Origin of the sequence: Kitasatospora sp. HPM-01-4 (assembly GCF_051374625.1) — a bacterium.
In the GTDB taxonomy this organism is placed as follows: Bacteria; Actinomycetota; Actinomycetes; order Streptomycetales; family Streptomycetaceae; genus Kitasatospora.
Genome location: NZ_JBPQGP010000005.1, coordinates 4,753,252 through 4,778,730, shown reverse-complemented (window position 1 = coordinate 4,778,730; position 25,479 = coordinate 4,753,252). Strand labels below are relative to the sequence as shown.

At 70.5% G+C, this 25,479-nt stretch carries 11 protein-coding genes, 3 rRNA genes and 1 pseudogene; 3 read left to right on the top strand and 12 right to left on the bottom strand.

The window, feature by feature from the left end; all coding sequences use genetic code 11:
• Positions 1-168 precede the first annotated feature (168 nt).
• The 9 genes and pseudogenes from ACSMTC_RS20750 to ACSMTC_RS20710 all read right to left on the bottom strand — a co-directional run bounded on the left by ACSMTC_RS20750 (position 169) and on the right by ACSMTC_RS20710 (position 14,875).
• Positions 169-657 carry an NUDIX hydrolase gene (locus tag ACSMTC_RS20750; RefSeq protein ID WP_436561204.1) on the bottom strand — a complete coding sequence of 163 codons (489 nt, stop codon included), beginning with the start codon at positions 655-657 and terminating at the stop codon, positions 169-171.
• A 27-nt stretch (positions 658-684) separates the two neighbouring features.
• Positions 685-1,803 carry a CHAD domain-containing protein gene (locus tag ACSMTC_RS20745; protein WP_436561203.1) on the bottom strand — a complete coding sequence of 373 codons (1,119 nt, stop codon included), beginning with the start codon at positions 1,801-1,803 and terminating at the stop codon, positions 685-687.
• 203 nt (positions 1,804-2,006) lie between these two features.
• Positions 2,007-4,388, bottom strand: coding sequence for an RNA degradosome polyphosphate kinase (locus ACSMTC_RS20740; protein ID WP_436564748.1), 2,382 nt, complete (start codon positions 4,386-4,388; stop codon positions 2,007-2,009).
• Between the two features lie 417 nt (positions 4,389-4,805).
• Positions 4,806-5,822 (bottom strand): mycothiol synthase, encoded by a 1,017-nt coding sequence (gene mshD, locus ACSMTC_RS20735; RefSeq protein WP_436561202.1) that lies wholly within the window; start codon positions 5,820-5,822, stop codon positions 4,806-4,808.
• Positions 5,823-5,992: 170 nt separating this feature from the next.
• A 5S ribosomal RNA gene (rrf, locus tag ACSMTC_RS20730) occupies positions 5,993-6,109 on the bottom strand.
• An 81-nt stretch (positions 6,110-6,190) separates the two neighbouring features.
• A 23S ribosomal RNA gene (locus ACSMTC_RS20725) occupies positions 6,191-9,301 on the bottom strand.
• 287 nt (positions 9,302-9,588) lie between these two features.
• Positions 9,589-11,112, bottom strand: a 16S ribosomal RNA gene (locus ACSMTC_RS20720).
• Together the 16S, 23S and 5S rRNA genes form the textbook arrangement of a ribosomal RNA operon.
• Before the next feature lie 635 nt (positions 11,113-11,747).
• A pseudogene (locus tag ACSMTC_RS20715) lies at positions 11,748-13,052 on the bottom strand (PP2C family protein-serine/threonine phosphatase); the annotation flags it as partial.
• Between the two features lie 431 nt (positions 13,053-13,483).
• Positions 13,484-14,875: an NAD(P)/FAD-dependent oxidoreductase gene (locus ACSMTC_RS20710; protein ID WP_436564747.1), complete on the bottom strand. Its 1,392-nt coding sequence runs from the start codon at positions 14,873-14,875 to the stop codon at positions 13,484-13,486.
• Positions 14,876-15,255: 380 nt separating this feature from the next.
• Between ACSMTC_RS20710 and ACSMTC_RS20705 the strand changes: the two genes are divergently transcribed.
• Positions 15,256-16,530: a TetR/AcrR family transcriptional regulator gene (locus tag ACSMTC_RS20705; protein ID WP_436561201.1), complete on the top strand. Its 1,275-nt coding sequence runs from the start codon at positions 15,256-15,258 to the stop codon at positions 16,528-16,530.
• A 284-nt stretch (positions 16,531-16,814) separates the two neighbouring features.
• Positions 16,815-19,028, top strand: coding sequence for a sigma-70 family RNA polymerase sigma factor (locus ACSMTC_RS20700; protein ID WP_436561200.1), 2,214 nt, complete (start codon positions 16,815-16,817; stop codon positions 19,026-19,028).
• Positions 19,029-19,046: 18 nt separating this feature from the next.
• On the opposite strand, the gene ACSMTC_RS20695 is transcribed toward ACSMTC_RS20700, so the two are convergent.
• The 3 genes from ACSMTC_RS20695 to ACSMTC_RS20685 form a co-directional block, all read right to left on the bottom strand.
• The gene (locus tag ACSMTC_RS20695; RefSeq protein ID WP_436561199.1) at positions 19,047-19,742 is read right to left on the bottom strand and encodes a DsbA family oxidoreductase; all 696 of its coding nucleotides are present in this window, start codon (positions 19,740-19,742) and stop codon (positions 19,047-19,049) included.
• A gap of 184 nt (positions 19,743-19,926) precedes the next feature.
• Positions 19,927-20,430: a universal stress protein gene (locus tag ACSMTC_RS20690; protein WP_436561198.1), complete on the bottom strand. Its 504-nt coding sequence runs from the start codon at positions 20,428-20,430 to the stop codon at positions 19,927-19,929.
• Between the two features lie 174 nt (positions 20,431-20,604).
• On the bottom strand, positions 20,605-22,893 hold the full coding sequence (locus tag ACSMTC_RS20685; protein ID WP_436561197.1) for an asparagine synthase-related protein: 2,289 nt from the start codon (positions 22,891-22,893) through the stop codon (positions 20,605-20,607).
• Positions 22,894-23,896: 1,003 nt separating this feature from the next.
• On the opposite strand from ACSMTC_RS20685, the gene ACSMTC_RS20680 reads away from it, so the two are divergent.
• Entirely contained in the window at positions 23,897-25,318 is a 1,422-nt protein-coding gene (locus ACSMTC_RS20680) for an NsdA family TPR-like regulatory protein (RefSeq protein WP_436561196.1), read from the top strand.
• Positions 25,319-25,479: the final 161 nt, after the last annotated feature.

Here is a 25,479-nt window from a genome sequence, read left to right as displayed (position 1 = left end):
CAGGTTTTGCTGAGGTCCGGGGCCCGTTCGGCCCTCCGGTAACCCTGAAGTTAGGCCGGGCAGGTGACGCATCAGGCGGTCACAAATGAACGGAGAGTGAACCTCGAACGGATGGCAGGAAACAGCGTCCGGTAGTAACGGTTGAATCACGGGCAGAACGCGGCGAGATCACTCCAACGGAGTACACCGCTGATCCGCCAGCAGTACCAGCAGCGCGTCCACCAACAGGCGGTCCCGCTCGTACGTCAGGCGCGCACGCGCCTTCCGCGGCGGCAGCCACTCCAGCCGGTCCACCTCACGGTTCGGCGCGAACCGGCCCGCCGTCGGCACCGCCGCCCAGTACCGGACCTCCTTCGGCCGCCCCTGTGCCAGGTAGTGCTGCGCCGGCAGCTCCTCCCCCAGCACGCAGCTCAGCCCGGTCTCCTCCCACACCTCGCGCAGCGCCGCCTCCTGCCAGCCCTCGCCGGGGTCCAGCTTCCCCTTGGGCAGGGTCCAGTCCCGGTACTTCGGCCGGTGGATCAAGGCGATCCTGGGCTTCTTCCGCCCCTGCCCGTTCTTCTTCTCCGGTCCGGGCACCCAGAGCACCGCGCCCGCCGCCAGGACGGTCGGCCCGTGCCCGGACCGCCTGCGCCGCAGCTGGTCCTGCCCCGGTCTCACGGCGCGCGGTGTACTCAGGTTGCCCATCTATGCCATCCGAGGTGCTGGGGGTGCTCCCTGGGCCTGCGGCAGACCAAGGGCGAGATTCGGCCACTGGTGGCCGAAGGCGTACCTGGCCGCCTCCACCTCCAGCCGCTGATCAGCATGCACCACACCGAGGACGTAGGCGGTCGCCGGGGTGATCCTCGGTGTACGCGCTGCCGTGGCCACCGTGACCGCCGCGTCCGCCGCCTCCTGGTGGCGGTGCAGCGTGCAGTCCAGCAGATCGAGCTCCGCGTCAGGAGCACCGCAGACCTCCAGCGCGTACCTGGCCCGCTTGACCAGGATCCGCACCCGGTGCCACGGCGCGTCGTCCGCCGCCACCGCGGAGTCCGCGTCCACCTCGCCGCCCCGGGTCCGGGGCTCGGCCGAGGGCTCCCGCGCGGCGGGGACGGTGCCGAGCCGGCGCAGGCCCTCCCCGCCGTACGGGGTCGCCGCCCGGCTCAACGGCAGCCGCTGGGCCTCCGCCGCCAGCGCCCCGAAGGCCTCCGCCGCCAGCGGGGGCAGCGTGCCGCCCTCCTGCCGCGCCACGCCGTCCAGCAGCGGCACATCACCGGCCAGCAGGGTCATCCGGTCGGCCAGCGCGTGCAGCCGGGCCGACCGCAGCTCCTGCAGCACGGTGGAGTGCGCCCTGGTCCTGGCCAGCGTGAGCTGGCGCTCCAGCAGCGCACGTGCCTTGGGCGCGCCCGCGTGCCCGGCGAGCATGCCGGGCCCCAGCGGATCGGTCTCGCTCAGCGAGTCCAGCGCCGCCAGCAGCCGGGCCGACCGCCGCAGCAGGGCGGGCTCCTGCGCCAGCAGATTGAGCAGCCAGCGCAGTTCGGACCTGGTCTCCGCCGACCAGTCACGCTCGAAGGCCGCCGCGAAGGTGTGCAGCGCGCCGCCGATCCGCCGCACCGCCCGCAGCAGCTCCTCGGTACCGGCCGCCGCGGCCGCACTCGCCCCGCCCGCCGGGAGCGCTCCCGGTCTCGAACCGGCCTCGCCCACCGCCTGAGGCAGCGCGCGCAGGAACGCGCCGGCCTGGGCGGTGAGGTAGCCGGAGAGGATCTCCCCGGTGGAGGCGTTCGCGGCCTTCGGCCCGGTCCGGGCCGTCATCGGCACATCGGTCATGGCTGGGTTCCCCGTCCCCCCGGGGACCGTTCCCCAGGGCTGGTGGCCGGCTGCCGTGGTCGCTGGTCGCTGCCACGGCCGCCTGCCGAATGCCGCCGGCCGGCTGCGGTGCCGACCGGCGGCTCGTGCTGAGCCGGTAGGTGCTGAGCTGGGTGGGTGGTGCGGTCAGTTGGCGCTGCGCTCGGGGTGCTGCTGCGGTCCGGTCAGCGGGCCGCCCGGGCCGTACGGCGGCGCTGGCGCGAGTCGACCAGCAGGTCCTGGACGTGCCGCAGCGGCCGGCCGTCGCCGTCTTCGGAGTGCCTGGTCCAGCCCCCGTCCGGGCCGAGGTGCCAGGCGTCGGTCTCGTCCGACATCCCCAGGTCGAGCAGCCCGGCCAGCTCCGCCCGGTGCGCCGGGTCGGTCACCCGGACCAGCGTCTCGATCCGGCGGTCCAGATTGCGGTGCAGCATGTCCGCGCTGCCGATCCACACCTCGGGCTCGCCGCCGTTGCCGAAGACGAAGATCCGCGAGTGCTCCAGGAAGCGCCCCAGGATGCTGCGCACCCGGATGTTCTCGCTCAGCCCCGCCACGCCCGGCCGGATGGCACAGATCCCGCGCACCCAGACGTCCACCGGCACCCCCGCCTGGGAGGCCCGGTAGAGGGCGTCGATCACGGCCTCGTCCACGATCGAGTTGACCTTGATCCGCACGTACGCGGGCCGCCCGGCCCGGTGGTGCGCGACCTCCGCGTGGATCCGGGCCAGCAGCCCGTCGCGCAGCCCGCGCGGCGCGGTCAGCAGCCGCCGGTACGACTCGCGCCGCGAGTAGCCCGACAGCCGGTTGAACAGGTCCGAGAGGTCCGCGCCGACCTGCGGATCAGCCGTCAGCAGCCCGATGTCCTCGTACAGCCGGGCGGTCTTGGGGTGGTAGTTGCCGGTCCCGACGTGCGAGTAGCGGCGCAGGATGTCGCCCTCCTGGCGGACCACCAGCGAGAGCTTGCAGTGCGTCTTCAGCCCGATCAGGCCGTACACCACGTGGCAGCCGGCCTCCTCCAGCTTCCGGGCCCACTTGATGTTCGCCTGCTCGTCGAACCGCGCCTTGATCTCGACCAGGACCAGTACCTGCTTGCCCGCCTCCGCCGCGTCGATCAGCGCGTCCACGATCGGCGAGTCACCCGAGGTCCGGTACAGCGTCTGCTTGATCGCCAGCACGTCCGGGTCGGCCGCCGCCTGCTCCAGGAACGCCTGCACCGAGGTGGAGAAGCTGTCGTACGGGTGGTGCAGCAGCACGTCCCGCTCCCGCATGGCGGCGAAGATGTCCGGCTGCGAGGCCGACTCCACGTCGGTCAGCCCGCGCGCCGTGCCCGCCACGAACTTCGGGTACTTCAGCTCCGGGCGCTCCAGCTCCGAGATCCCGAACAGACCCGTCAGGTCCAGCGGCCCCGGCAGCGGGAAGACCTCCGCCTCGGTGATGTTCAGCTCGCGGACCAGCAGGTCCAGGATGTACGGATCGATCGACTCCTCGACCTCGAGCCGCACCGGCGGGCCGAACCGCCGCCGCATCAGCTCCTTCTCCAGCGCCTTGAGGATGTTCTCGGTGTCGTCCTCCTCCACCTCCAGGTCCTCGTTGCGAGTGACCCTGAAGGCGTGGTGCGCCAGCACCTCCATCCCCGGGAACAGCTCCTCCAGGTGCGCCCCCATCACGTCCTCCAGCGGAACGTACCGCTGCGGCGACGCCTCCAGGAACCGGGAGAGAGACTGCGGGACCTTCACCCGGGCGAAGTGCTTGTGCCCGGACACCGGGTTGCGGACCACCACGGCCAGATTGAGGCTCAGGCCCGATATGTACGGGAACGGGTGTGCCGGGTCCACCGCGAGGGGCGTCAGCACCGGGAAGATCTTCTGCCGGAACAGCGTGTGCAGCCGGGCCTGCTCCTTCTCGGTCAGCTCCGGCCAGCGGACCAGCTCGATGCCCTCCATCGCCAGATCCGGCAGCACCTCCTGCTGGAACGCCGCGGCATGACGGGCCATCAGCTCGCGTGACCTGGTCCAGATCTGGTCCAGCACCTCGCGGGGCTGCAGACCGGAGGCCGAACGCTGCGCCACTCCCGTGGCGATCCTGCGCTTGAGGCCGGCCACCCTGACCATGAAGAACTCGTCCAGGTTGCTGGCGAAGATGGCCAGGAACTTGGCCCGCTCCAGCAGCGGGATCCGCGGGTCCTCGGCCAGCTCCAGCACCCGCTCGTTGAACGCCAGCCAGCTGCGCTCCCGGTCCAGGAACCTCCCCGCCGGAAGCTCTTCGAGGTCCGGGACGGCGGACGAGGTGTACTCGTCGTGGTCCTCCAGCGCCAGTCCGAGCACCGAGGAGACACCGGGAACCGGGATCGCGGCGGCGTCGGTGCCGGTCGGCGGGTCGGCTGCGGGCGCGCTCGTGGCAGGTGCGGGGGTGCTCGTGGCAGGTGCGGGTGCCTTCGAGCGCTTGGCGGCTGCTCTGGCCCTGGTCGCCTGCGCGGCAGCGGCCTCCGGCGCACCGGTCGCCGGCCCGGCGGCCGAGCCCTTGGACGAGGAGGCGGACGGTGCGGCTTGTGCAGGGCGGGGGACGCTCATGGAATCCAGCTCCTCCAGCAGGACGGTGTCCGGGCGGTGCCCGGCGCTCGGACGGCCGGAGCCCGTCGTCACGTGTGTGCGGTCCTCGTACCGCGGCCCAGGCTCGCACTCGCCGGGTGCGGCCGGAAGACGGCCGACCCACGGATACTGGCCGACCGCGCGGAGGCGAGGCGCTACGGACGTCATCCTGTGATCTTCGCGGCGGCAATTTAATCCACGGTAAACACCGCATGGCCGGGAGGAAAGCTGAGGCGGTCACCCCCGTGGATGCGGTGGCACCGACGCGCCGGAGGCCCGCCCGGGTGGCCCCGGGCGTCCCTTACGGCGCCACCGTCCCAGGAGCCCCACCCGGATCCCAGCGCGGCCTCCGGGCCCGGCTGCGGCTGCGGACTCGATGACGGATCCGGGGTCGGTCGGTCACGAGTCCCGGCGGGCCTGGACGCGGTACATCAGGTCCACCTCGTGGATGGTGAACCCCAACCGTTCATATACCCGGACCGCGGCCGAGTTGTCAGCGTCCACGTAAAGCATCACGGTCTGCTGCTTACGGTCCTCCGCCAGGTGACGAAGACCGATCGCCGTCAGCACCCTGCCCAGGCCGTTGCCCTGCTCGGCCGGGTCCACCCCGACCACGTACACCTCGCCGATCCCCTCCGGGTGCACCTTCGTCCAGTGGAAGCCGACCAGCTGCTCACCACGGAAGGCCAGGAAGAACCCGCTCGGGTCGAACCAGGGCTCGGCCAGCCGGTCCGCCAGGTCCTGCTCGCTCCAGGAGCCCTGTTCCGGGTGGTGCGCGAAGGCCAGCGCGTTCAGCCGCAGCCACGCGGTGTCGTCCTGGCCGGGGCGGAACGCCCGCACCTCGACCCCGTCGGGCACCTCCACGGCCTCGGGCAGAGCCGCGGTGCGGCGCATCTGCCGCAGCTCGCGCACCAGCTCGGCGCCGTAGACGGTGGCGAGGTGGCGGGCGGCCGGGTGACCGCCGTGCGCCCAGAACTCCACCGGCGCCTCGGGGGCGGCTGCCGCGGCCTCGGCGAGGACCGCGTCCACCAGGTGCCGGCCGAGGCCGAGCCCCCGCGAGCCGGGTGCGACGGTCAGCTCGGCCGTTCCGGCCCTGCCACCGCTCGGCAGCTCCAGCTGCGCGTAGCCGGCGGCCGTGCCGGTCTCGGCCGTGCCCGACTCGGGCCGGCTGTCGGCCCACTGGATCAGATGCAGCACACCGGGCCGGGCCTCCGTCGACTTCAGCCGGAGCCGGCCCTGTTCGGACACGGCCTGCCGCTCGTCCGCGACCGCCGCCTCCGCGATGACCTCGGCGGCCGCCCGGGCCTCCTCCACCGAGAGCAGTGGCGTGGCAACGATGCTGCTGCTGGTCTGCGGCAGCGTGCGGGAGTAGGTACGGCGCGACGTCTCGGGGCTGGGAGTGGCGGAAGAAGTCATGACCCGACCCTACGTCGCGTCAGCTGTCGCTTGCAGGGCCTTGCCCGCAGTCAGCCTTGGCTCTGTCAGCTGGCCAGGCGGGAAAGCTGCCCGAACCGACGCGAAATACGGGGTCCGGAAATGCGAGAAGCCCTCCCCGGGGATCCCGGGAAGGGCTTCTCAGAAAAATTGTTCGGCGGCGTCCTACTCTCCCACAGGGTCCCCCCTGCAGTACCATCGGCGCTGTAAGGCTTAGCTTCCGGGTTCGGAATGTAACCGGGCGTTTCCCTCACGCTATGACCACCGAAACACTATGAAACTATCAACCGCACCAACCCACACAGGGTCGGGGTCGTTGTTTCAGAACAACACAGTGGACGCGAGCAACTGAGGACAAGCCCTCGGCCTATTAGTACCGGTCAACTCCACCCCTCACGAGGCTTCCATATCCGGCCTATCAACCCAGTCGTCTACTGGGAGCCTTACCCTCTCAAGGAGGTGGGAGTGCTCATCTCGAAGCAGGCTTCCCGCTTAGATGCTTTCAGCGGTTATCCCTCCCGAACGTAGCCAACCAGCCATGCCCTTGGCAGAACAACTGGCACACCAGAGGTTCGTCCGTCCCGGTCCTCTCGTACTAGGGACAGCCCTTCTCAACACTCCTACGCGCACAGCGGATAGGGACCGAACTGTCTCACGACGTTCTAAACCCAGCTCGCGTACCGCTTTAATGGGCGAACAGCCCAACCCTTGGGACCTACTCCAGCCCCAGGATGCGACGAGCCGACATCGAGGTGCCAAACCATCCCGTCGATATGGACTCTTGGGGAAGATCAGCCTGTTATCCCCGGGGTACCTTTTATCCGTTGAGCGACGGCGCTTCCACAAGCCACCGCCGGATCACTAGTCCCTACTTTCGTACCTGCTCGACCCGTCAGTCTCACAGTCAAGCTCCCTTGTGCACTTACACTCAACACCTGATTGCCAACCAGGCTGAGGGAACCTTTGGGCGCCTCCGTTACCCTTTAGGAGGCAACCGCCCCAGTTAAACTACCCACCAGACACTGTCCCTGATCCGGATCACGGACCCAGGTTAGACATCCAGCACGACCAGAGTGGTATTTCAACGGCGACTCCACCATGACTGGCGTCACAGCTTCAAAGTCTCCCACCTATCCTACACAAGCCGAACCGAACACCAATATCAAGCTATAGTAAAGGTCCCGGGGTCTTTCCGTCCTGCTGCGCGAAACGAGCATCTTTACTCGTAATGCAATTTCACCGGGCCTATGGTTGAGACAGTCGAGAAGTCGTTACGCCATTCGTGCAGGTCGGAACTTACCCGACAAGGAATTTCGCTACCTTAGGATGGTTATAGTTACCACCGCCGTTTACTGGCGCTTAAGTTCTCAGCTTCGCCACGACGAATCATGACTAACCGGTCCCCTTAACGTTCCAGCACCGGGCAGGCGTCAGTCCGTATACATCGCCTTACGGCTTCGCACGGACCTGTGTTTTTAGTAAACAGTCGCTTCTCGCTGGTCTCTGCGGCCACCCCCAGCTCAGAGTGCAAGACTCATCACCAGGAATGGCCCCCCTTCTCCCGAAGTTACGGGGGCATTTTGCCGAGTTCCTTAACCATAGTTCACCCGAACGCCTCGGTATTCTCTACCTGACCACCTGAGTCGGTTTGGGGTACGGGCCGCCATGAAACTCGCTAGAGGCTTTTCTCGACAGCATAGGATCATCCACTTCACCACAATCGGCTCGGCATCAGGTCTCAGACTATTGCAGGGCGGATTTGCCTACCCTACGTCCTACACCCTTACCCCGGGACAACCACCGCCCGGGCTGGACTACCTTCCTGCGTCACCCCATCGCTCACCTACTACCACCTCGGGTCACCGGCTCCACCACTCCCCATTGTCCGAAGACTCCGGGACGGCTTCACGGGCTTAGCATCAGAGGGTTCAGCGTTGGCGCTTCAAAGCGGGTACGGGAATATCAACCCGTTGTCCATCGACTACGCCTGTCGGCCTCGCCTTAGGTCCCGACTTACCCTGGGCAGATCAGCTTGACCCAGGAACCCTTGGTCAATCGGCGCAAGAGTTTCCCACTCTTGTATCGCTACTCATGCCTGCATTCTCACTCGTATACCGTCCACGACTCGATTCCTCGGCCGCTTCACCCGGCACACGACGCTCCCCTACCCATCACAGCCCCCGTTAGGAGTATTGCTGCAATGACACGACTTCGGTGATGTGCTTGAGCCCCGCTACATTGTCGGCGCGGAATCACTTGACCAGTGAGCTATTACGCACTCTTTCAAGGGTGGCTGCTTCTAAGCCAACCTCCTGGTTGTCTCTGCGACTCCACATCCTTTCCCACTTAGCACACGCTTAGGGACCTTAGTCGGTGTTCTGGGCTGTTTCCCTCTCGACCATGGAGCTTATCCCCCACAGTCTCACTGCCGCGCTCTCACTTACCGGCATTCGGAGTTTGGCTAAGGTCAGTAACCCGGTAAGGCCCATCGCCTATCCAGTGCTCTACCTCCGGCAAGAAACACGCGACGCTGCACCTAAATGCATTTCGGGGAGAACCAGCTATCACGGAGTTTGATTGGCCTTTCACCCCTAACCACAGGTCATCCCCCAGGTTTTCAACCCTGGTGGGTTCGGTCCTCCACGTGGTCTTACCCACGCTTCAACCTGCCCATGGCTAGATCACTCCGCTTCGGGTCTTGGGCATGCAACTCAAACGCCCTATTCGGACTCGCTTTCGCTACGGCTACCCCACACGGGTTAACCTCGCTACACACCGCAAACTCGCAGGCTCATTCTTCAAAAGGCACGCAGTCACGGCCACCGAAGTGACGACGCTCCCACGGCTTGTAGGCACACGGTTTCAGGTACTATTTCACTCCGCTCCCGCGGTACTTTTCACCATTCCCTCACGGTACTATCCGCTATCGGTCACCAGGGAATATTTAGGCTTAGCGGGTGGTCCCGCCAGATTCACACGGGATTTCTCGGGCCCCGTGCTACTTGGGTATTCTTCAAGCGAGCCGTACAGATTTCGTCTACGGGGGTCTTACCCTCTACGCCGGACCTTTCGCATGTCCTTCGACTACCCATACGGTTTCTGACTCGCCGACCGGCCGGCAGACCGATCAAGAAAAAACCCACGACCCCTCAAGCGCAACCCCTGCCGGGTCTCACACGCTCAAGGTTTAGCCTCATCCGGTTTCGCTCGCCACTACTCCCGGAATCACGGTTGTTTTCTCTTCCTGCGGGTACTGAGATGTTTCACTTCCCCGCGTTCCCTCCACACTGCCTATGTGTTCAGCAGCGGGTGACAGCCCATGACGACTGCCGGGTTTCCCCATTCGGAAACCCCCGGATCAAAGCCTGGTTGACGACTCCCCGGGGACTATCGCGGCCTCCCACGTCCTTCATCGGTTCCTGGTGCCAAGGCATCCACCGTGCGCCCTTAAAAACTTGGCCACAGATGCTCGCGTCCACTGTGCAGTTCTCAAACAACGACCAGTCACCCACCTGCGACACGGACAAGCCATGCTGTCAGTAGGACCGGCATCCTAGAGGTAACAGCCATACAGCCGTTCCCTCAGGACCCAACAACGTGCCCGACACAGCCAAGCCACCAGACCCGCGTTCCACGCCCCGAAGAGCAGTACTAACGATCCACGACCTCACTGTGCCGAATAGTCAACGTTCCACCCATGAGCAACCAATCTGAGGCATTCGCTCAGATCTGGCTATGTGCTCCTTAGAAAGGAGGTGATCCAGCCGCACCTTCCGGTACGGCTACCTTGTTACGACTTCGTCCCAATCGCTGGTCCCACCTTCGACGGCTCCTCCCCTTACGGGTTAGGCCACCGGCTTCGGGTGTTACCGACTTTCGTGACGTGACGGGCGGTGTGTACAAGGCCCGGGAACGTATTCACCGCAGCATGCTGATCTGCGATTACTAGCAACTCCAACTTCATGGGGTCGAGTTGCAGACCCCAATCCGAACTGAGGCCGGCTTTTTGGGATTCGCTCCGCCTCACGGCATCGCAGCCCTTTGTACCGACCATTGTAGCACGTGTGCAGCCCAAGACATAAGGGGCATGATGATTTGACGTCATCCCCACCTTCCTCCGAGTTGACCCCGGCAGTCTCCTGTGAGTCCCCATCACCCCGAAAGGCATGCTGGCAACACAGAACAAGGGTTGCGCTCGTTGCGGGACTTAACCCAACATCTCACGACACGAGCTGACGACAACCATGCACCACCTGTACACCGACCACAAGGGGGCTGACATCTCTGCCAGTTTCCGGTGTATGTCAAGCCTTGGTAAGGTTCTTCGCGTTGCGTCGAATTAAGCCACATGCTCCGCTGCTTGTGCGGGCCCCCGTCAATTCCTTTGAGTTTTAGCCTTGCGGCCGTACTCCCCAGGCGGGGAACTTAATGCGTTAGCTGCGGCACCGACGACGTGGAATGTCGCCAACACCTAGTTCCCAACGTTTACGGCGTGGACTACCAGGGTATCTAATCCTGTTCGCTCCCCACGCTTTCGCTCCTCAGCGTCAGTAATGGCCCAGAGATCCGCCTTCGCCACCGGTGTTCCTCCTGATATCTGCGCATTTCACCGCTACACCAGGAATTCCGATCTCCCCTACCACACTCTAGCCTGCCCGTATCGAATGCAGACCCGGGGTTAAGCCCCGGGCTTTCACATCCGACGCGACAGGCCGCCTACGAGCTCTTTACGCCCAATAATTCCGGACAACGCTCGCACCCTACGTATTACCGCGGCTGCTGGCACGTAGTTAGCCGGTGCTTCTTCTGCAGGTACCGTCACTTTCGCTTCTTCCCTGCTGAAAGAGGTTTACAACCCGAAGGCCGTCATCCCTCACGCGGCGTCGCTGCATCAGGCTTTCGCCCATTGTGCAATATTCCCCACTGCTGCCTCCCGTAGGAGTCTGGGCCGTGTCTCAGTCCCAGTGTGGCCGGTCGCCCTCTCAGGCCGGCTACCCGTCGTCGCCTTGGTAGGCCATTACCCCACCAACAAGCTGATAGGCCGCGGGATCATCCTGCACCGCCGGAGCTTTCCACCAACCCCCATGCAGAGGAAGGTCATATCCGGTATTAGACCTCGTTTCCAAGGCTTGTCCCAGAGTGCAGGGCAGATTTCCCACGTGTTACTCACCCGTTCGCCACTGATCCACCCCGAAGGGCTTCACCGTTCGACTTGCATGTGTTAAGCACGCCGCCAGCGTTCGTCCTGAGCCAGGATCAAACTCTCCGTGAATGATTACCCGTGATCGGGTGAACACTCGCGTTGAGCGGCACGGCAACCACCGGAATGAGGTGATCCCGCGCACTGCGTCCTCGCTGTGTATTACAAAAGGAATCTCCAACAAGACCGGATGGTCTCGCCGGGGATGTCAACATATCTGGCGTTGACTTTTGGCACGCTGTTGAGTTCTCAAGGAACGGACGCTTCCTTCGAGCCGCCTTCCAGCGGGCCCTCCGGGCGCTTCGTTCTTTCGTGTTTCCAGCTTATCAGATGTTTTCCGCTCCGTCTTCCGGAGTTTCACTCACCCGATCCGCTTTCCTTCAGCCTTTCGGCGTTCCAGACTCTATCAGAGTCCTTCGCGCTTCCCGGCCTTCAGGAGGCTTTCCGCCGGACCCGACCTGACGGCCCGTCCGACGTCCAAAACTTTAGCCGACCCCCGCTCCGAAAAGCGAATCCAGCCACAATCCAGAAAAACAACACGACAATTCGCACCAAGCCGCGACAACGCACGACTCAGCTCGAACAGAAGAAGTGGTGTTTCAGAGGATTGGCTGCCCCGGGACCGTCCGCGCCGATGCGTGTCCGGTGCTCCCTGCCAGGCAGCTCGAAGAACTTTAGTCCTCTGCTTCGAGGGAGTCAAGGAGCGGATCGGTGCCCGGGGCCGGCGGTACGTGGAAGGCGAGGACCGCTACGTCGTCGTCGTGTTCGGAGGTGACGCCCATGGCGCGGAGCAGGCGGGCGCAGACGATCTCGGGGCCGCCCACGGCCCCGCCGAGGGTGTGGGCGAGCAGGTCCAGGCCCTCGTCGATGTCCTCGTCGCGGCGTTCGACCAGCCCGTCCGTGTAGAGGACGCCGGTCGTGCCGGGAAGGAGGCGGAGGGTGTGCGAGTGGTGGGTGCCGCCGCCGGTGCCCAGCGGTGGGCCGTTCTGTTCCTCGCCCCGCAGCACCGTGCCGTCGGGGCAGCGCAGCAGCAGCGGCAGGTGGCCGGCGGAGGCGTAGAGGAGAGTGCCGGGGGCCGGGTCCCAGACGGCGTAGGTGCAGGTGGCGATCTGGTTGGCATCGATCTCCATGGCGAGGCCGTCGAGCAGGCTCATGACCTCGTGGGGCGGGAGGTCGAGGCGGGCGTAGGCGCGGACCGCGGTACGCAACTGGCCCATGACCGCGGCGGCACGCAGGCCTCGGCCCATGACGTCACCGATGACGAGGGCGGTCCGGCCGCCACCGAGGCCGATGACGTCGTACCAGTCACCGCCGACCGCCGCGTCGGCCCCGCCCGGCTGGTACGTGGCGGCGACGCGGAGGCCGTCGGGCTGTTCGAGTTTCTGCGGAAGAAGGCTGCGCTGCAGAGTGACCGCGGCCTGTCTCTGGCGGCGCTCGGCCTCGCGGAGGCGGGAGGCGGCCTGGACCTGGTCGGTGACTTCGACGGCGAAGATGAGGACGCCTGCCGGTGCCGCCCTCTCCTCTGCGGCGGACTTCACGACGGTGGGCCTCACCAGGGCGTCGTCTGCCGGAGCCGCCTTCTGTTCTCCACCGCCCAGCGGTACGCAGGAGACGTTGTAGTAGCGGTTGCCGGCGAGTCCGAGGATGCGGCGGGCCTTGACGCTTCGTGGCCGGCGGCTGCGGACGACCTGGTCCAGCAGGGGGAGCACTCCGAGCGCGGTGAGCTCCGGGAGGGCTTCGCAGGCGGGGAGCCCGTTGGTCCGTTCGCCGAAGAGTTCACGGTAGGCGCGGTTGGCGTAGCCGAGCTGGTGCTGCGGTCCGTAGGTGACGGCGACCGGGGCGGGGAGGCGGGCGAGCACCTCCCGCAGGTCGTACAGGTCCTGGATGTCACGCGGATCGAGCGGGCCGGGTGTCGCGCTGGGATCGCGAGGTGCCGGGACGGTGACCGGGTCGGGCCGGGTGGTGGGAGCGGCGCGCCACGGGGCTCCGGTGAGCCTGGCGCTCCAGCGCATGAGGTTCAACTCGGCCGCTTCCTCGGTCAGTTTCCAGACGGACAATCACACTTAGTGCGTACATCGACACTCATCGTGATGACGCGGTGGGGCAGATCCTGTCAGGCCCGGCCCCGGTTTCGGAAGTCGTATGACCATTGCAGCGCGTACGGGTCGCGGTACGACGCCGGCACGGGCCCGGTGCGGGGCCGGGGACAGTCGGGCACCCGGCCGCCGACCGGTCCGTCAACGGCGCGGTCAACGGCCTGGTCAACGCCGCAATCAACGCTGCGGTCAACGCCGCGGTCAACGCCGCGGTCAACGCTGCGGTCAACGCTGCGATCAATGCCGCGGTCAACGCTGCGGTCACCGCTGCGATCAATGCCGCGGTCAATGCCGCAGAAGTCGGCGGCCCGTTCGGCGGCATGGCCGGCGGGCCGAACCCGCCGGCCTCAGTGCTCCCGGAAACCCGCCTCGAACTCCGCGCGCGGATGCTCGACCGAGCCGAGCGAGACCACCTCCCGGTTGAACAGGCCGCCGAGCAGCCAGTCGGTCAGCACCCGCACCCGCCGGTCCAGGCTGGGCAGCCGCTGCAGATGGCGGGCCCGGTGCAGCCACCAGGCCCGGCGGCCGGTGAGGTGGCCGCGCCTGGTGTGCGCGACGCCCCGGCCGAGTCCGAGCGAGGTCGAACACTCCTGGCGGGCCGGCTGGTAGGGGCGCTGCGGACGGCCGGCGAGTGCGGCGGAGACGTTCTCGGCCAGCTGCTCGGCCTGGGCCATCGCGTGCTGGGCGTTGGGCGCGCAGAGGTCGGCGACGCCGTCACCGGTGACGCCATCGGCTGTCGTCGGGCCCTCGGCAGCCGAAGCAGCGGCAGTCGTGGCAGCGGCGGAGGCCGGCACGGCCGCGCAGTCCCCGGCCGCCCAGGCGTCGGGGAGCGGAGTGCCGTCCGCTCCGGCGATCTGGAGCGTGGGCAGGCAGCGGACCCGTCCCACCGCGTCCAGTGGGAGGTCGGTCTCGCGGAGAAACGGTGCGGGCCGGATGCCCGCCGTCCAGACCAGGGTGCGGGCGGCGAAGCGGCTGCCGTCGGAGAGGGTCATCACCCGGTCGGTGGCGGAGTCGAGGGTGGTGCCCAGGCGTACGTCCACGCTGCGGTCGCGCAGTTCGGCGAGGGTGTGGGCGGCCAGCTCGGGGGACTCCTCGGGGAGGATGCGGTCGGTCGCCTCGACCAGCACCCAGCGCAGGTCCTCGACGGCCAGGTTGTGGTAGCCCTTCACGGCGTAGCGGGCCATGTCCTCCAGTTCGGCCGTCGCGCCGACGCCCGCGTACCCGGCGCCGACGAAGACGAAGGTGAGCGCCGCCTGGCGGAGAGCCGGGTCCCGGGTGGAGGAGGCGAGGTCGAGCTGCTCCAGGACGTGGTTGCGCAGGCTGACCGCCTCGCCGACGGTGGCGAAGCCCAGGCCGTGTTCGGCCAGGCCGGGGACGGGTGCGGTGCGGGAGACCGAGCCCGGGGCCACCACCAGGAGGTCGTAGGCGAGTTCGGCGGGGGCGCCGTGCTCGCCGGGTGCGGAAGTGTCGATCCAGGCCCGGCGGGCGGAGTGTTCGATCCTGGTGATCCGGGCGGTGAGGACCCGGCAGCGCGGCAGCAGCCGGCGCAGCGGCACGACCACGTGCCTGGGGTCGATGGAGCCGGCCGCGACCTCCGCCAGCAGTGGCTGGTAGGTCAGATAGGGCTGCGGCTCGACCAAGGTGATCTCGGCCCGGCCGTCCTGGAGTCGGGGCCTGAGCAGCTGCTGGAGACGGAGTGCGGCGGACGTTCCGGCGCAGCCGCCGCCGACGATCAGAATCCTGATGAGGGCACCTCCTGCCGATGTGCTGCCGATGTGACCTGCTTCACGCTTCCATGACGCCCTGTCGACGGGCTTCTTGTCCACAGGCCGTACCGGAAGCGGTGCGGAATGCTCCGTTACGGATGGGCGGATATATCTCCGTACCCGGATTTAGGGCCACTTCTCCCGCGAACTTCCTTGAACTATGGTCGGATTGTGCGTCAGCCCGGAATCGGTCGGCGCCAACCGCCGCGATGGCCGACTGCGCCAGGGCCAACCGGGGAAGGGTGGTCCAGGAAGGCCGCCCCGTTCTGGGCGGCGAAACCGCGCGCACCGGGGGGTGCGAACTGGCCAGGCAGCGACGCCCGATGCGGGGCGCCTGCGGGGGGAGGTTTGGGATGACGGATCAGGAACGAGTGCTCGGCCGCCCGGTGGCGCCGAGGGCCGGGGATGGCAGCGGCGGCCTCGACGGCGGTGGTGGTACCGGCGCGGTCGCTTCGGGCCGGAGCGGCCTGCACAGCGCCGGCCAGGACCTCGGCGCGGCCGGCAGGTTCGGTGCGGCCGGCGGTGTCGTGCCGGAACAGCGTGGGCCGGGGGCGCGCGAGTCGTACGGCTCCGCGGCGCACGGCACACAGGGCGCGTACGGTGCACACGGCGCCCAGGGAGCGCATGGCGGTTACGGCACGCCCGAAGACTCGCCGCGCGCCGGTGGACCCGCCCGGCTGCGGGTGGATGCCCGCCGGAACCTGGAGAGCGTGCTGCGCGCGGCCCGCCAGGTCTTCGGTGAACTCGGCTACGACGCGCCGATGGAGGAGGTCGCCCGGCGGGCCGGGGTCGGGGTCGGCACGGTGTACCGGCGGTTCCCGAGCAAGGAGGTGCTGGTCCAGAGGATCGCGGCCGAGGAGGTCGCATGGCTGACCGAGCAGGCGCGTGAGTCCCTGTACGGGAACGCGGGTCCCTGGGAGGCACTGGCCGGTTACCTCGCGCGGGCGGTCGGGTCGGGTGCGGGCCGGCTGCTGCCGCCTTCGGCGTTCCGCTACGCGGAGGAGCTCGGCCGGACGCCCGCACCGCACGTCCCGGAGCAGCGGCCGCCCGGACTGCCGGAGCAGTACTTCACGGAGCAGCGGCTCGGCGCCCCGGGCTTCGCGCCCCCGCAGGGTCTGGGCGCGCGGGAGTTCGGCCCCGAGGGCTTCGCACCCGCTCAGGGTCTCGGCACGCAGGACTTCGGACCACGGAGCCTGGGCACCCCGGGCCTCGGCGCCGAGGGCCTCGTCGAGCGCCAAACCGGGGAGTTCGCCTTCGCGGAGCCGTGGGTGCCCGAGCAGCGCGCCGCGGAGGCCGATGCCCAGCCGTCCTTCGACGCCGATCCCCGGCTGCTGCTGCACCTGCTGGCGGCGCTGGTCGCGCGGGCCGGTGCGGCGGGCGAACTCCGGCCCGGGGTCACGGTGTCGGACGTGGTGCTCGTGCTGACCGCGGCCGTGCCGGTGCACGTGACCCAGAGTCACCCGGCCCGGGCTGCCGTGGCGGTGGCCGGCTCCGGCGGCTTCGCGTCCTCCGGGGAGCGAGGCGGCGGCGTCCGGGAGCCGGACGGCCGCGCGCCCGGGGAGCTTGCGGAGAACTCCCCCGGCGACCGGCTGCTGCAGATCCTGCTGAACGGTCTGCGGGCCCACTGACACACGGCAGTTCCGGCTCGAACACATCCGCTAAAGGCTGCCCGGAAGAGTGGGTGACGGGCAGTCCGGCTACCGGTGGCCGCCGTGCTATGCCATTCTTTGGCCGTGGTTGGAGCCATTGTCCCGTTGCGTGCCGTTCGCCCTACTGTGGGTTCCCGGGATACACCCGCGCATCGGCACACCGTCCCGTGCGGTCGCGCCGGCGGTCACGGCTCGCCGGACCACGGCGCGCCGGGGCGTGACGGCGTCCGCGTCCCGGGCCCCACCGAGCGCCGGAGGCCGCGTTGAGCGCCGAGGAGCAGAACGACCACGGCTACGGCCTCGACCTGCCGGGGCAGCAGCAGACCCCGCCCCAGTCGCCCCAGCCGCCCCACCAGTCGCCCCACCAGACACCGAAGCAGGCACCGGAACAGGCACGGGAGCAGACGCCGCACCAGCAGCCCGGCCGCAAGCCGGGCCGGGCGTCCGGCCAGGTTCCCGACCAGGCCGGCATGCCGATCCGGGAGTCGCTCTCCGGGCGGGTGCCGGGACAGGCGCCGGCCGGACAGGGCGGCGTGACCCCGGAGGCCTTCGTCGGTAGCGGCCGGGACCGGAACGCACCCCAGGAGGGTGTCGCCCGCGCCGTGGTGCCCGCGCCGGCCGCCCCCGTGGACGGTGAACGACCACCCTCCGACGCCGAGTTGACCGAGCTGGTCCGGGCCGGCGACGACCGCGCGTACGAGGAGCTCTACCGGCGGCACGCCGACTCGGTGCGCCGCTACGCCCGGACCTGCTGCCGGGACAGCTTCACCGCCGAGGACCTGACGGGCGAGGTCTTCGCCCGCACCCTCCAGGCCCTGCGCTCGGGCAAGGGGCCGGACTTCGCGGTCCGCGCCTATCTGCTGACGGCGGTCCGGAACGTGGCCGCCGCCTGGGCGCGCAGCGAGCGGCGGGAGCAACTCGTCGACGACTTCACCACGTTCACGCAGACCTCGGCCGCCACCGTCGATCTCGACCTGGCCGACCCCGGCGCGGACTCCTGGGCGATGGCGATGGCCGACCAGCGGATGGTCATGCAGGCCTTCGTCGAACTCCCCGAGGACGACCGGGTGGTGCTCTGGCACACCGAGGTCGAGCGGGAGTCCCCGAAGACCGTCGCGGTGATGCTCGGCAAGACCGCCAACGCCACGGCGGTCCAGGCGCACCGGGCCCGCGACCGGCTGGCCACCGCCTTCCTGCAGGCGCATGTGTCGGGCAGCCAGGCCCAGGACTGCGAGGCGTACGCCAACCGGCTCGGCGCGTACGCCCGCGGCTCGCTGCGCAAGCGGGCCGCGGCCGAGGTGAGCAGACACGTCCAGGAGTGCGACCGCTGCACGGCCGCGTACCTCGAACTGACCGAGATCAACAGCGGGTTGCGGGCGCTCCTCCCCGGCGGAGTGCTGGTCTGGGTCGGGGCCGGGTACTTCACCGCGGCGGCGGCCGCAGTCGGCCTGGGCGCCGCCGGTGCGACGGCGGTGGCCGGCGGCGCGGCTGGCGGTACGGCCGGCGGGGGCTCCGCCACCGCGGGTGCCTCCGGTGCGGCCGGCTCCGGCGGAACGGCGGGCGGCGGAGGCGGTGGAACAGCCGTCGGCGAGGGCCTCGGGGCCGTCGCCAAGGCGGCCATCGCCGCCGGTGTCGCGGTGGCGGCGGCCGCCGTGGCCGCGTACGCGCTCACGGGTACGCCCGAGCCCAAGGAGCCTGCGGCCGCGCCGGCGGCCTCCTCACCCCCACGGCCGCCGGCGGCCGCCAAGCCGGGCCCGACGCCCTCCGGCACTCCCCAGGCCTCACCGGCACCCGCGCTCACACCGCCCCCCGCCCCCCGCCGGAAGGCGGCGGAGCCCACACCCCGGCCGAGCCGGACCGCCGCCTCGCCGCCGGCCCCCGAGCCGTCCGTGACACGGACGCCGGCCCCGGAGCCGACGGTGTCCCAGTCGGCACCGCCCGACGAGCCGACCCCGCCGGTTCCGACACCCGAGCCCTCGGAACCGGTCCCGACGCCCACCGTCAAGCCGACCCCACCCCCGGCCCCGCCGACCGACTTCTGGCTGAACGACCTTCCGTTCAGCCGTGGTCCGGACCGCCAGCCGCCGCCCGGGCCGAGCATCCGGAGCAGCGCGAGCGACTGGGTCTGGCAGCGCGACCACGTCTGGATCAGCGGTGGGCGCTACCCGCACGGGCTGAGCGTGCACCCGTCCTCGACGGTGACCGTGGACCTCAACCGCAGCTGCTCGTCCTTCCGGGCGCTCGCCGGGCTCGACGACCTCTCCGTGCGGTTCGGGGCGGTGGTCTTCAGCGTCCAGGACCAGAACGGGACGACGCTGTGGCGCTCCGACGAGTTCGAGCAGGGCGACGACCCCGTCCCGGTACGGGTGCCGCTGGACGGCCGGCGCACGATCCGGCTGGTGGTGACCCCGGTGCACGGCAGCTGGGGGCTGATCACCCTGGCGGACTGGGCGAACGCGCGGTTCAGCTGCGACTGAGGCGGCGCCGGCCGGTCGTCAGATCGCGCAGGAGTCGTCCGTGCAGGCCGCGGCGGGGGTCGCGGCGGGAGCCGCCTCGACGGCGGTCTGTTCGGCGACCTGCTCCAGGACGCGGAGGAAGGTGGCCGCCTCCTGGCCGCCCTGGACGGCCCACCTGCCCTCGAAGACGAAGGTGGGCACGGCGGTGATACCGAGCTCACGTGCCTCGGCGAGCTGGGCGCGGACCTCGGCGGTGCCCTCGTCGCCCGCCAGGTAGGCGGCCACCCGGTCGCCGTCCAGACCCGCGGCGACGGCTATCGCGGTCAGCCGCTCCCGGTCGCCGACGTCCACACCGTCGCTGAAGTGCGCCTTCAGCAGGGCTTCCTTGAGCTCGGCCTGCTTGCGGGCCCCGTACTCGGCCTCGGCGAGGTGCAGCAGGCGGTGGGCCAGGAAGGTGTTGACGTGCAGTGCGGTGTCGAAGTCGTAGTCGATGCCCTCCGCCCTGCCGAGCTCGGCGACCCGGGCGTCCATCGCCACCGACTGCGGGCCGTAGCGCTCGGCCAGCCAGGCACGGTGCGGGGTCGCCTGCTCGGGAGCGTCCGGGACCAGCTGGTACGGACGGAAGACCACCTCGACCCCGTCCCTGCCCGGGAACAGGTCGAGGGCCTCCTCGAAGCGGCGCTTGCCGATGAAACACCAGGGGCAGGCGATGTCCGAGTAGATCTCGACCTTCATGGTGTGGGGCTCCTGTCGGGGATGGGGTTCGACCGAACGGGGGAACCATCGGTGACCTGCGGGAATTCCCGATCCGTACCGAATGTGCCCGGCCGCACCCCCGGGGGGTGCCCGGCCGTGCCGGGGGGTGCGAGCCACCTGGGAGACGTGGGCGTGCGTGGGCGACGGGGCGTGGGCGCCGGGCTCAGTACGCCGGTGGTGCCGGTGGCGCCGGGACCACCAGGACCGGGCAGGCGGCGTGGTGGACGGCCGCCGTACTGACCGAGCCGAGCAGCAGCCGGCTGAAGCCGCCGTTGCCCCTGGTGCCGACCACCAGGGTGTGCTGCCCGGGAGTGCAGGACAGCAGGACCTCGATCACGTTGCCGAGCACCACGTGCAGCGAGAGTCCGCCCGTGTACGGCCGGGCACGGGCCGCCTGCACGGTGGCGACGGACCTGCGCAGCCCGTCGGCCATGCCTACGGTCATCCGCTCGACGCTCTCGTGCACCAGCTCCACCATCCCCGGCGGGTACCCGGCCGGGGACGGGTTGACCACGGCCAGGACGTACAGCGGCAGTCCGAACAGCTGCGCCTCGCTCATCGCGCGCTCCAGCGCCCAGAGCGAGCCGTCCGAGCCGTCACAGGCGGCCAGTACGCCGGGCGGATCGGCGGTGGGAGGCGCGCTGAGCACCGGGAGCGGTTCGGGCACGGTGGCCTCCTCTGGGCGGCTTCCTCCATCATGCTCGACCGCCGTGCGACCGTGCGGGCGCGGCCGAAGGCGCGAGGGTGCGACCTCAGGACGAACGGGACCGCGTGATGACCTGGTCCGCCCTGGGGGAGATGCGACCGGGCCCGCGCCGCCGACCAGGTCACGCCGACCAGGTCACGCCGGGCGCGGCAGGGCCGGCCGCTCGGGTTGCGGGAGGCCGGTCCAGCTGGAGCCGTGGCGGCGGGCGTGGACGCGGCGGAGCCAGAGCTCGGTGGCGACCAGGTCGGCGAGGCCCGCCAGGGTGCCGGGGGCGAGGTCGGCGGACGGGTCGGCGGCGCGGGCGAGGGCGGCCCGGACCGCGGGGAGGTCGATCAGCCCGGCCTCGGCGAGCAGCGGGCGGTGGAAGAGTTCGGTCAGTCCGTCGGCGGCCTGGCGCAGGCCGGTGCGGGCCGCGCCGTTGCGGTCCGGGCGCGGGCCCCGGCCCCAGTCGGCCGGCAGGTCGGTGCGCCCCGCCCCGGCCAGCACGGACCGCAGCAGGGCGTGCCGCGCACCGGGCTGCAGCCGTATCCGGTCGGGCAGCAGCCGGGCCGCCCGCACCACCTGGTTGTCCAGGAAGGGCGCGTGCAGCCGCTGCCCGTGCTGCTCGGCGGCCTGGAGCAGGGTGCGGTACTCGGCGGCGTGCCGGTGCAGGGCGAGCCTGGCGCGGCGGGCGCCGGGCTGTTCGGTGGGGGCCGGTGCCCGCGCGGCCAGCCGCAGGCGCAGCGCGACGGCCGAGAGCGCCTCGTCGGAGAGGAAGCCCGCGGCCGGTCCCGGTACGCACCAGGCGAGGTCGGCGGCCGAGCTCTCGCCGGCCGTCCGGCCGCGCCTGGCGGCGCGGCGGGCGACCAGCCGGACCGCGGTGTCGTCGAGGGCCTCGGCGTACCCGGCCCTGGCCAGCCGGTGCGCGGCGCGCAGCACGCCGACGGGTGTGCGGACGGCGCCGTCGAAGGTGCCCGCGGTGGCGAGGTCGGCTCCGGCCAGCGCGGCCACCGGGGAGAGCAGTTCGCGGGAGCGGCCGTCCCTGACCAGGTCGGCGAGCCGGGCCGGGTGGCCGTCCAGGACGTGGCGGGCTCCGTAGCCGGTGAGGTGGTCCGCGCCGCCGAGGCTGAACCGGCCGCCCAGGCGGGCGGTGGCGATCAGGGCCGGGCCCGGTTCGTCGGTGAGCGGTCCCGGCGGCGGATCCGGCAGCGGGTCGCCGGGAGCGGAGGCCACGGGCTCGGCGCCGTCCGCCGTGGGCCCGGCGAGTCCGGAGTACGGAAGCACCGGCGGCAGCACGATGTGGCGCAGGCGCGGGGCCTTCACCGCGAGCACCGGTCCCCTGCCGTCCGCGCCGGGGCCCACGCCGGTGCCCGCGCCGGGGTTCGCGCCCGCGCCGCCGGTGCCGTCCCCGTCGAGGCCTTCCTCGGCGACCGTGACCGCGGCGAGCGGTTCGCCGCCGTCCGGTCCACCGGCCGTGCGCCGGTCCACCGCGGCCGCCGACCGGGCCCAGGAGCCCTTCACCGCGCCGCTCCGCACGGCGGCGGCCGGACCGGCGGGCTCCGGGCCCACGGGGGTCGCCGAAGGGCCGATCGGTACGGCCGCGGCCAGCAGTGCGACGGTCGCGGAGGCCGTGCCGTAGGAGAGGTCCACGCCGAGCCGGGGGCGGTCGCCGGGCGGCGCCGGGGTGCGCACCCGGCAACGGACGGACTCCAGCAGCGCACGGGTGAGCTCGCGCACCGCCGGCGCCTCCTCGCGCCGTCCTGGGGCTGGTTCCGGCTCGTACGGCTCGCTGTAGGGCCGCCCGCCGTGGATGCTCAGGGCGTGACCGGGCGGGACCCGTCGCACGCCCAGGTAGGGGGTGCCGGTGCCGAGGGCCTCGGGTGACTCGGGGCAGGCCAGCCGGGCGGCGAGATGGCCGGTGTCGATCGCGGCGCCGATCAGGTCGGCAAGGGGGAGCGCGGCGGTTGCGTACGCCGTTCCGCCGTACCAAGGGGCGTGGAAGACCGGGAGTGCGCCGGCGAGGTCGGTGAGCAGCACGGTGCTGCGGGTGCCGGTCCTGAGCACCACGGTGTAGCTGCCGGGCCAGGCGGTGAGGTGACGGACCGCGCCGCCACGGGCGGCGGCCAGGCCGGCGGCGAGCTCGGCGTCGGAGGCGGCGCAGTGGCCGATGACGGCGAGGCGGGTGGTGGCCGGGGTGTCGTCCTCGGTGGCCTCGGGTGCGGTCGGCCCGCTGGTGACCACGGCCGGGGCTCCGGGTCTGAGGGAGACCAGCCGGATCTCCTCGGGACGCCAGTCACCCACCGCCCAGAGCGGGTTGGGCCCGGACCACAGGGTGGTGGCAGCCAGCGGACGGATCGCGGGCGGGGGCGCGAGGTCCGCGGGGTGCGCCGCGGCGTGCGCCGTGATGGCGGACGGACCCGCAGCACCGGACGCCGTGTCGGGCACCCGCGCACCTGGGGGTGTGCGCGGCACTGAACGCGCCTGCGATCCACTACCTTGAGCCCGGCGTACGCCAGGAGACGCGCCAGCGCTCATTGTCGGCGCGCTGCCGCTCCAGCCCGTGAGCCACCGCATCACGCCTCCAGCTGACGGGGAACCAGGTACGCCGTTCCACCGCCAGGCGTCGACGCACCGCCTGGAGACATGGTGCCACCGGATCTGCCCACATTGGCCGTTGTCGCCCGCAGAGCACCCTGGAGCGCGACCGCGACCACTCGCGGAGCACCCGTGAACAGGGCCGCGGCCACTACCGGGAGGGGTTGGGAGCGGGGCCGGGCCTCCCCCTCCGCGACCCGGAACCGCCCTTGCGACCCTTCTGACATGGACATCAACGGATGGCCGAAAGGCATCGCACTGCCCGGGAGGGCATCCGCATGCCCTCCCGGACCCACCGCCGCCCGCGGGGATGGAGGCAGCGGCATCCCCCGGCCCGCCGGGTCCTCGACGACGGGCCGACCCACGGATACCAGCGAATCGCCCACCTGCCGCTCCGGCCAAGGGGCATGGCCGGGCGCACGTCTGCACAGGACCGGAGCACGGGGGTCCGCGACGCGCGGCCCCGCCCGACGCCATACCGGCGGGAGGCCGCCGGGGCAGGTGCGCGATCCCGCCATCCGGAATGCAGACCCTTAACCCTCGGAACGCGGACGACTACTCTAGGTGCAGCACCATCCAGGTTCCACGCGTCGCTTTCGAAACCCCGAGCGGGCTTCCCCGCGCCACGGCGGCCCGCCCGTCGCCGCGACGGGCGGAAAGCCGAGTGCGAGCCACCCCGGCACCGCGGCAGCCGCGCCGCCGGAGCACCACCGAAGAGCCGCCGAAGTACCGCCCGCGCCCAGCCGATCGACGGGGCACCACCGGGCACTACTGACGTACCACCGAAGCACGCCGGGAAAAACCACCGGAGCACAGCCACCGCACGACGCCGCCAGGGGGTGCCGCCGCCACCATGACCATCAGCTCACGAGGGCCGAACGAACGGCTCGGCGCGCTCCTCACCCTCGCCCAGATCAGCAACGCCGGCCTCGCCCGCCGGGTCAACGACCTGGGCGCCCAGCGCGGCCTGACGCTCCGCTACGACAAGACCTCGGTCGCCCGCTGGGTCGGCAAGGGCATGATCCCGCAGGGCCCGGTGCCGCATCTGATCGCCTCCGCGATCGCCGGCAAGCTCGGCCGCCCGGTCCCGCTCGACGAGATCGGCCTGGGCGACACCGACCCGACCCCCGAACTCGGCCTCGCCTTCCCGCGCGAGGTGCCGGAGGCGGTGCGGTCCGCCACCGACCTGTGGCGGGTCGACCTGGACCTGCGGCGCGGCCCCGGCGGCGGCCGGTGGAGCGACAGCCTGGCCGGGACCTTCTCGGTCGCCGCGTACGCCACCCCGGTCTCGCGCTGGCTGATCACCCCGGCCGACGGCTCGGTGGCCCGCGAGGTGCAGCCACCGGACCTGACCGGCTACCGGGTCGGCCACTCGGACGCCGCCAAGCTCCGCGAGGCGGCCCAGGAGGCCCGCCGCTGGGACTCCAAGTACGGTGGCGGCGACTGGCGTTCCTCGATGGTGCCGGAGTGCCTGCGGGTGGAGGCGGCACCGCTGCTGCTGGCCTCGTACAGCGACGCGGTCGGGCGGGCGCTGTTCGGCGCGACGGCCGAACTCACTCGGCTGGCCGGGTGGATGGCCTTCGACACCGGCCAGCACGAGGCGGCCCAGCGGTACTACATCCAGGCGCTGCGGCTCGCCCGCGCGGCGGCCGACGTACCGCTCGGCGGCTATGTGCTGGCCTCGATGAGCCTGCAGGCCAGTTACCGGGGCTTCGCCGAGGAGGCGGTGGACCTGGCCCAGGCCGCGCTGGAGCGGAACCGGGGGCTGGCGACCGCCCGCACCATGAGCTTCTTCCACCTGGTGGAGGCCCGGGCCCAGGCGAAGGGCCGCAACGCGCAGGCGTGTGCGACCGCTCTCGCAGCGGCAGAGAGCGCGCTGGAGCGCTCACGCGCCGGGGATCCCGATCCGGCGTGGATCGACTTCTACGCCTACGACCGGCTGGCCGCCGACGCCGCCGAGTGCTTCCGCGACCTCGGAGTCCCCTCCAAGGTCCGGCAGTTCACCCGTGAGGCGCTGGCCCGTCCGACCGAGGGCTTCGTCCGCTCGCACGGCCTGCGGCTGGTGGTCTCGGCGATGGCCGAGGCCGAGGCGGGCGACCTGGACGCCGCCATCGCCGCCGGCGAGCGCGCGGTCGAGGTGGCCGGCCGGATCTCCTCCCAGCGCAGCCGCGACTACGTGATCGAGCTGCTGCGCCGCCTCGAACCGTTCCAGGACCAGCGCAGGGTGAGGGAGTTGACCGAGCGGGCCCGGATGGTGCTGGCCGCACCGGCGTGATGCCGCTTCCGACGGGAGCAACTCGGCCCTCCCGTCGGATGGTTGACGGACCAGGACAGGCCTCCCGGCTGCCGTCGGATCCTTCGCCGGCCTCGGCCCCCCACACACATCCGGCGCCCCGCACCCGCCGCCTCCCCCTCACACCGGCGGGGGCGCGGGCT

Coding starts and splice junctions, on each gene's coding strand:
- ACSMTC_RS20705 (WP_436561201.1), top strand. CDS start 15,256: ATGACGGATCAGGAACGAGTGCTCGGCCGCCCGGTGGCGCCGAGGGCC.
- ACSMTC_RS20680 (WP_436561196.1), top strand. CDS start 23,897: ATGACCATCAGCTCACGAGGGCCGAACGAACGGCTCGGCGCGCTCCTC.
- ACSMTC_RS20740 (WP_436564748.1), bottom strand. CDS start 4,388: ATGAGCGTCCCCCGCCCTGCACAAGCCGCACCGTCCGCCTCCTCGTCC.
- ACSMTC_RS20745 (WP_436561203.1), bottom strand. CDS start 1,803: ATGACCGATGTGCCGATGACGGCCCGGACCGGGCCGAAGGCCGCGAAC.
- ACSMTC_RS20695 (WP_436561199.1), bottom strand. CDS start 19,742: ATGAAGGTCGAGATCTACTCGGACATCGCCTGCCCCTGGTGTTTCATC.
- mshD (WP_436561202.1), bottom strand. CDS start 5,822: ATGACTTCTTCCGCCACTCCCAGCCCCGAGACGTCGCGCCGTACCTAC.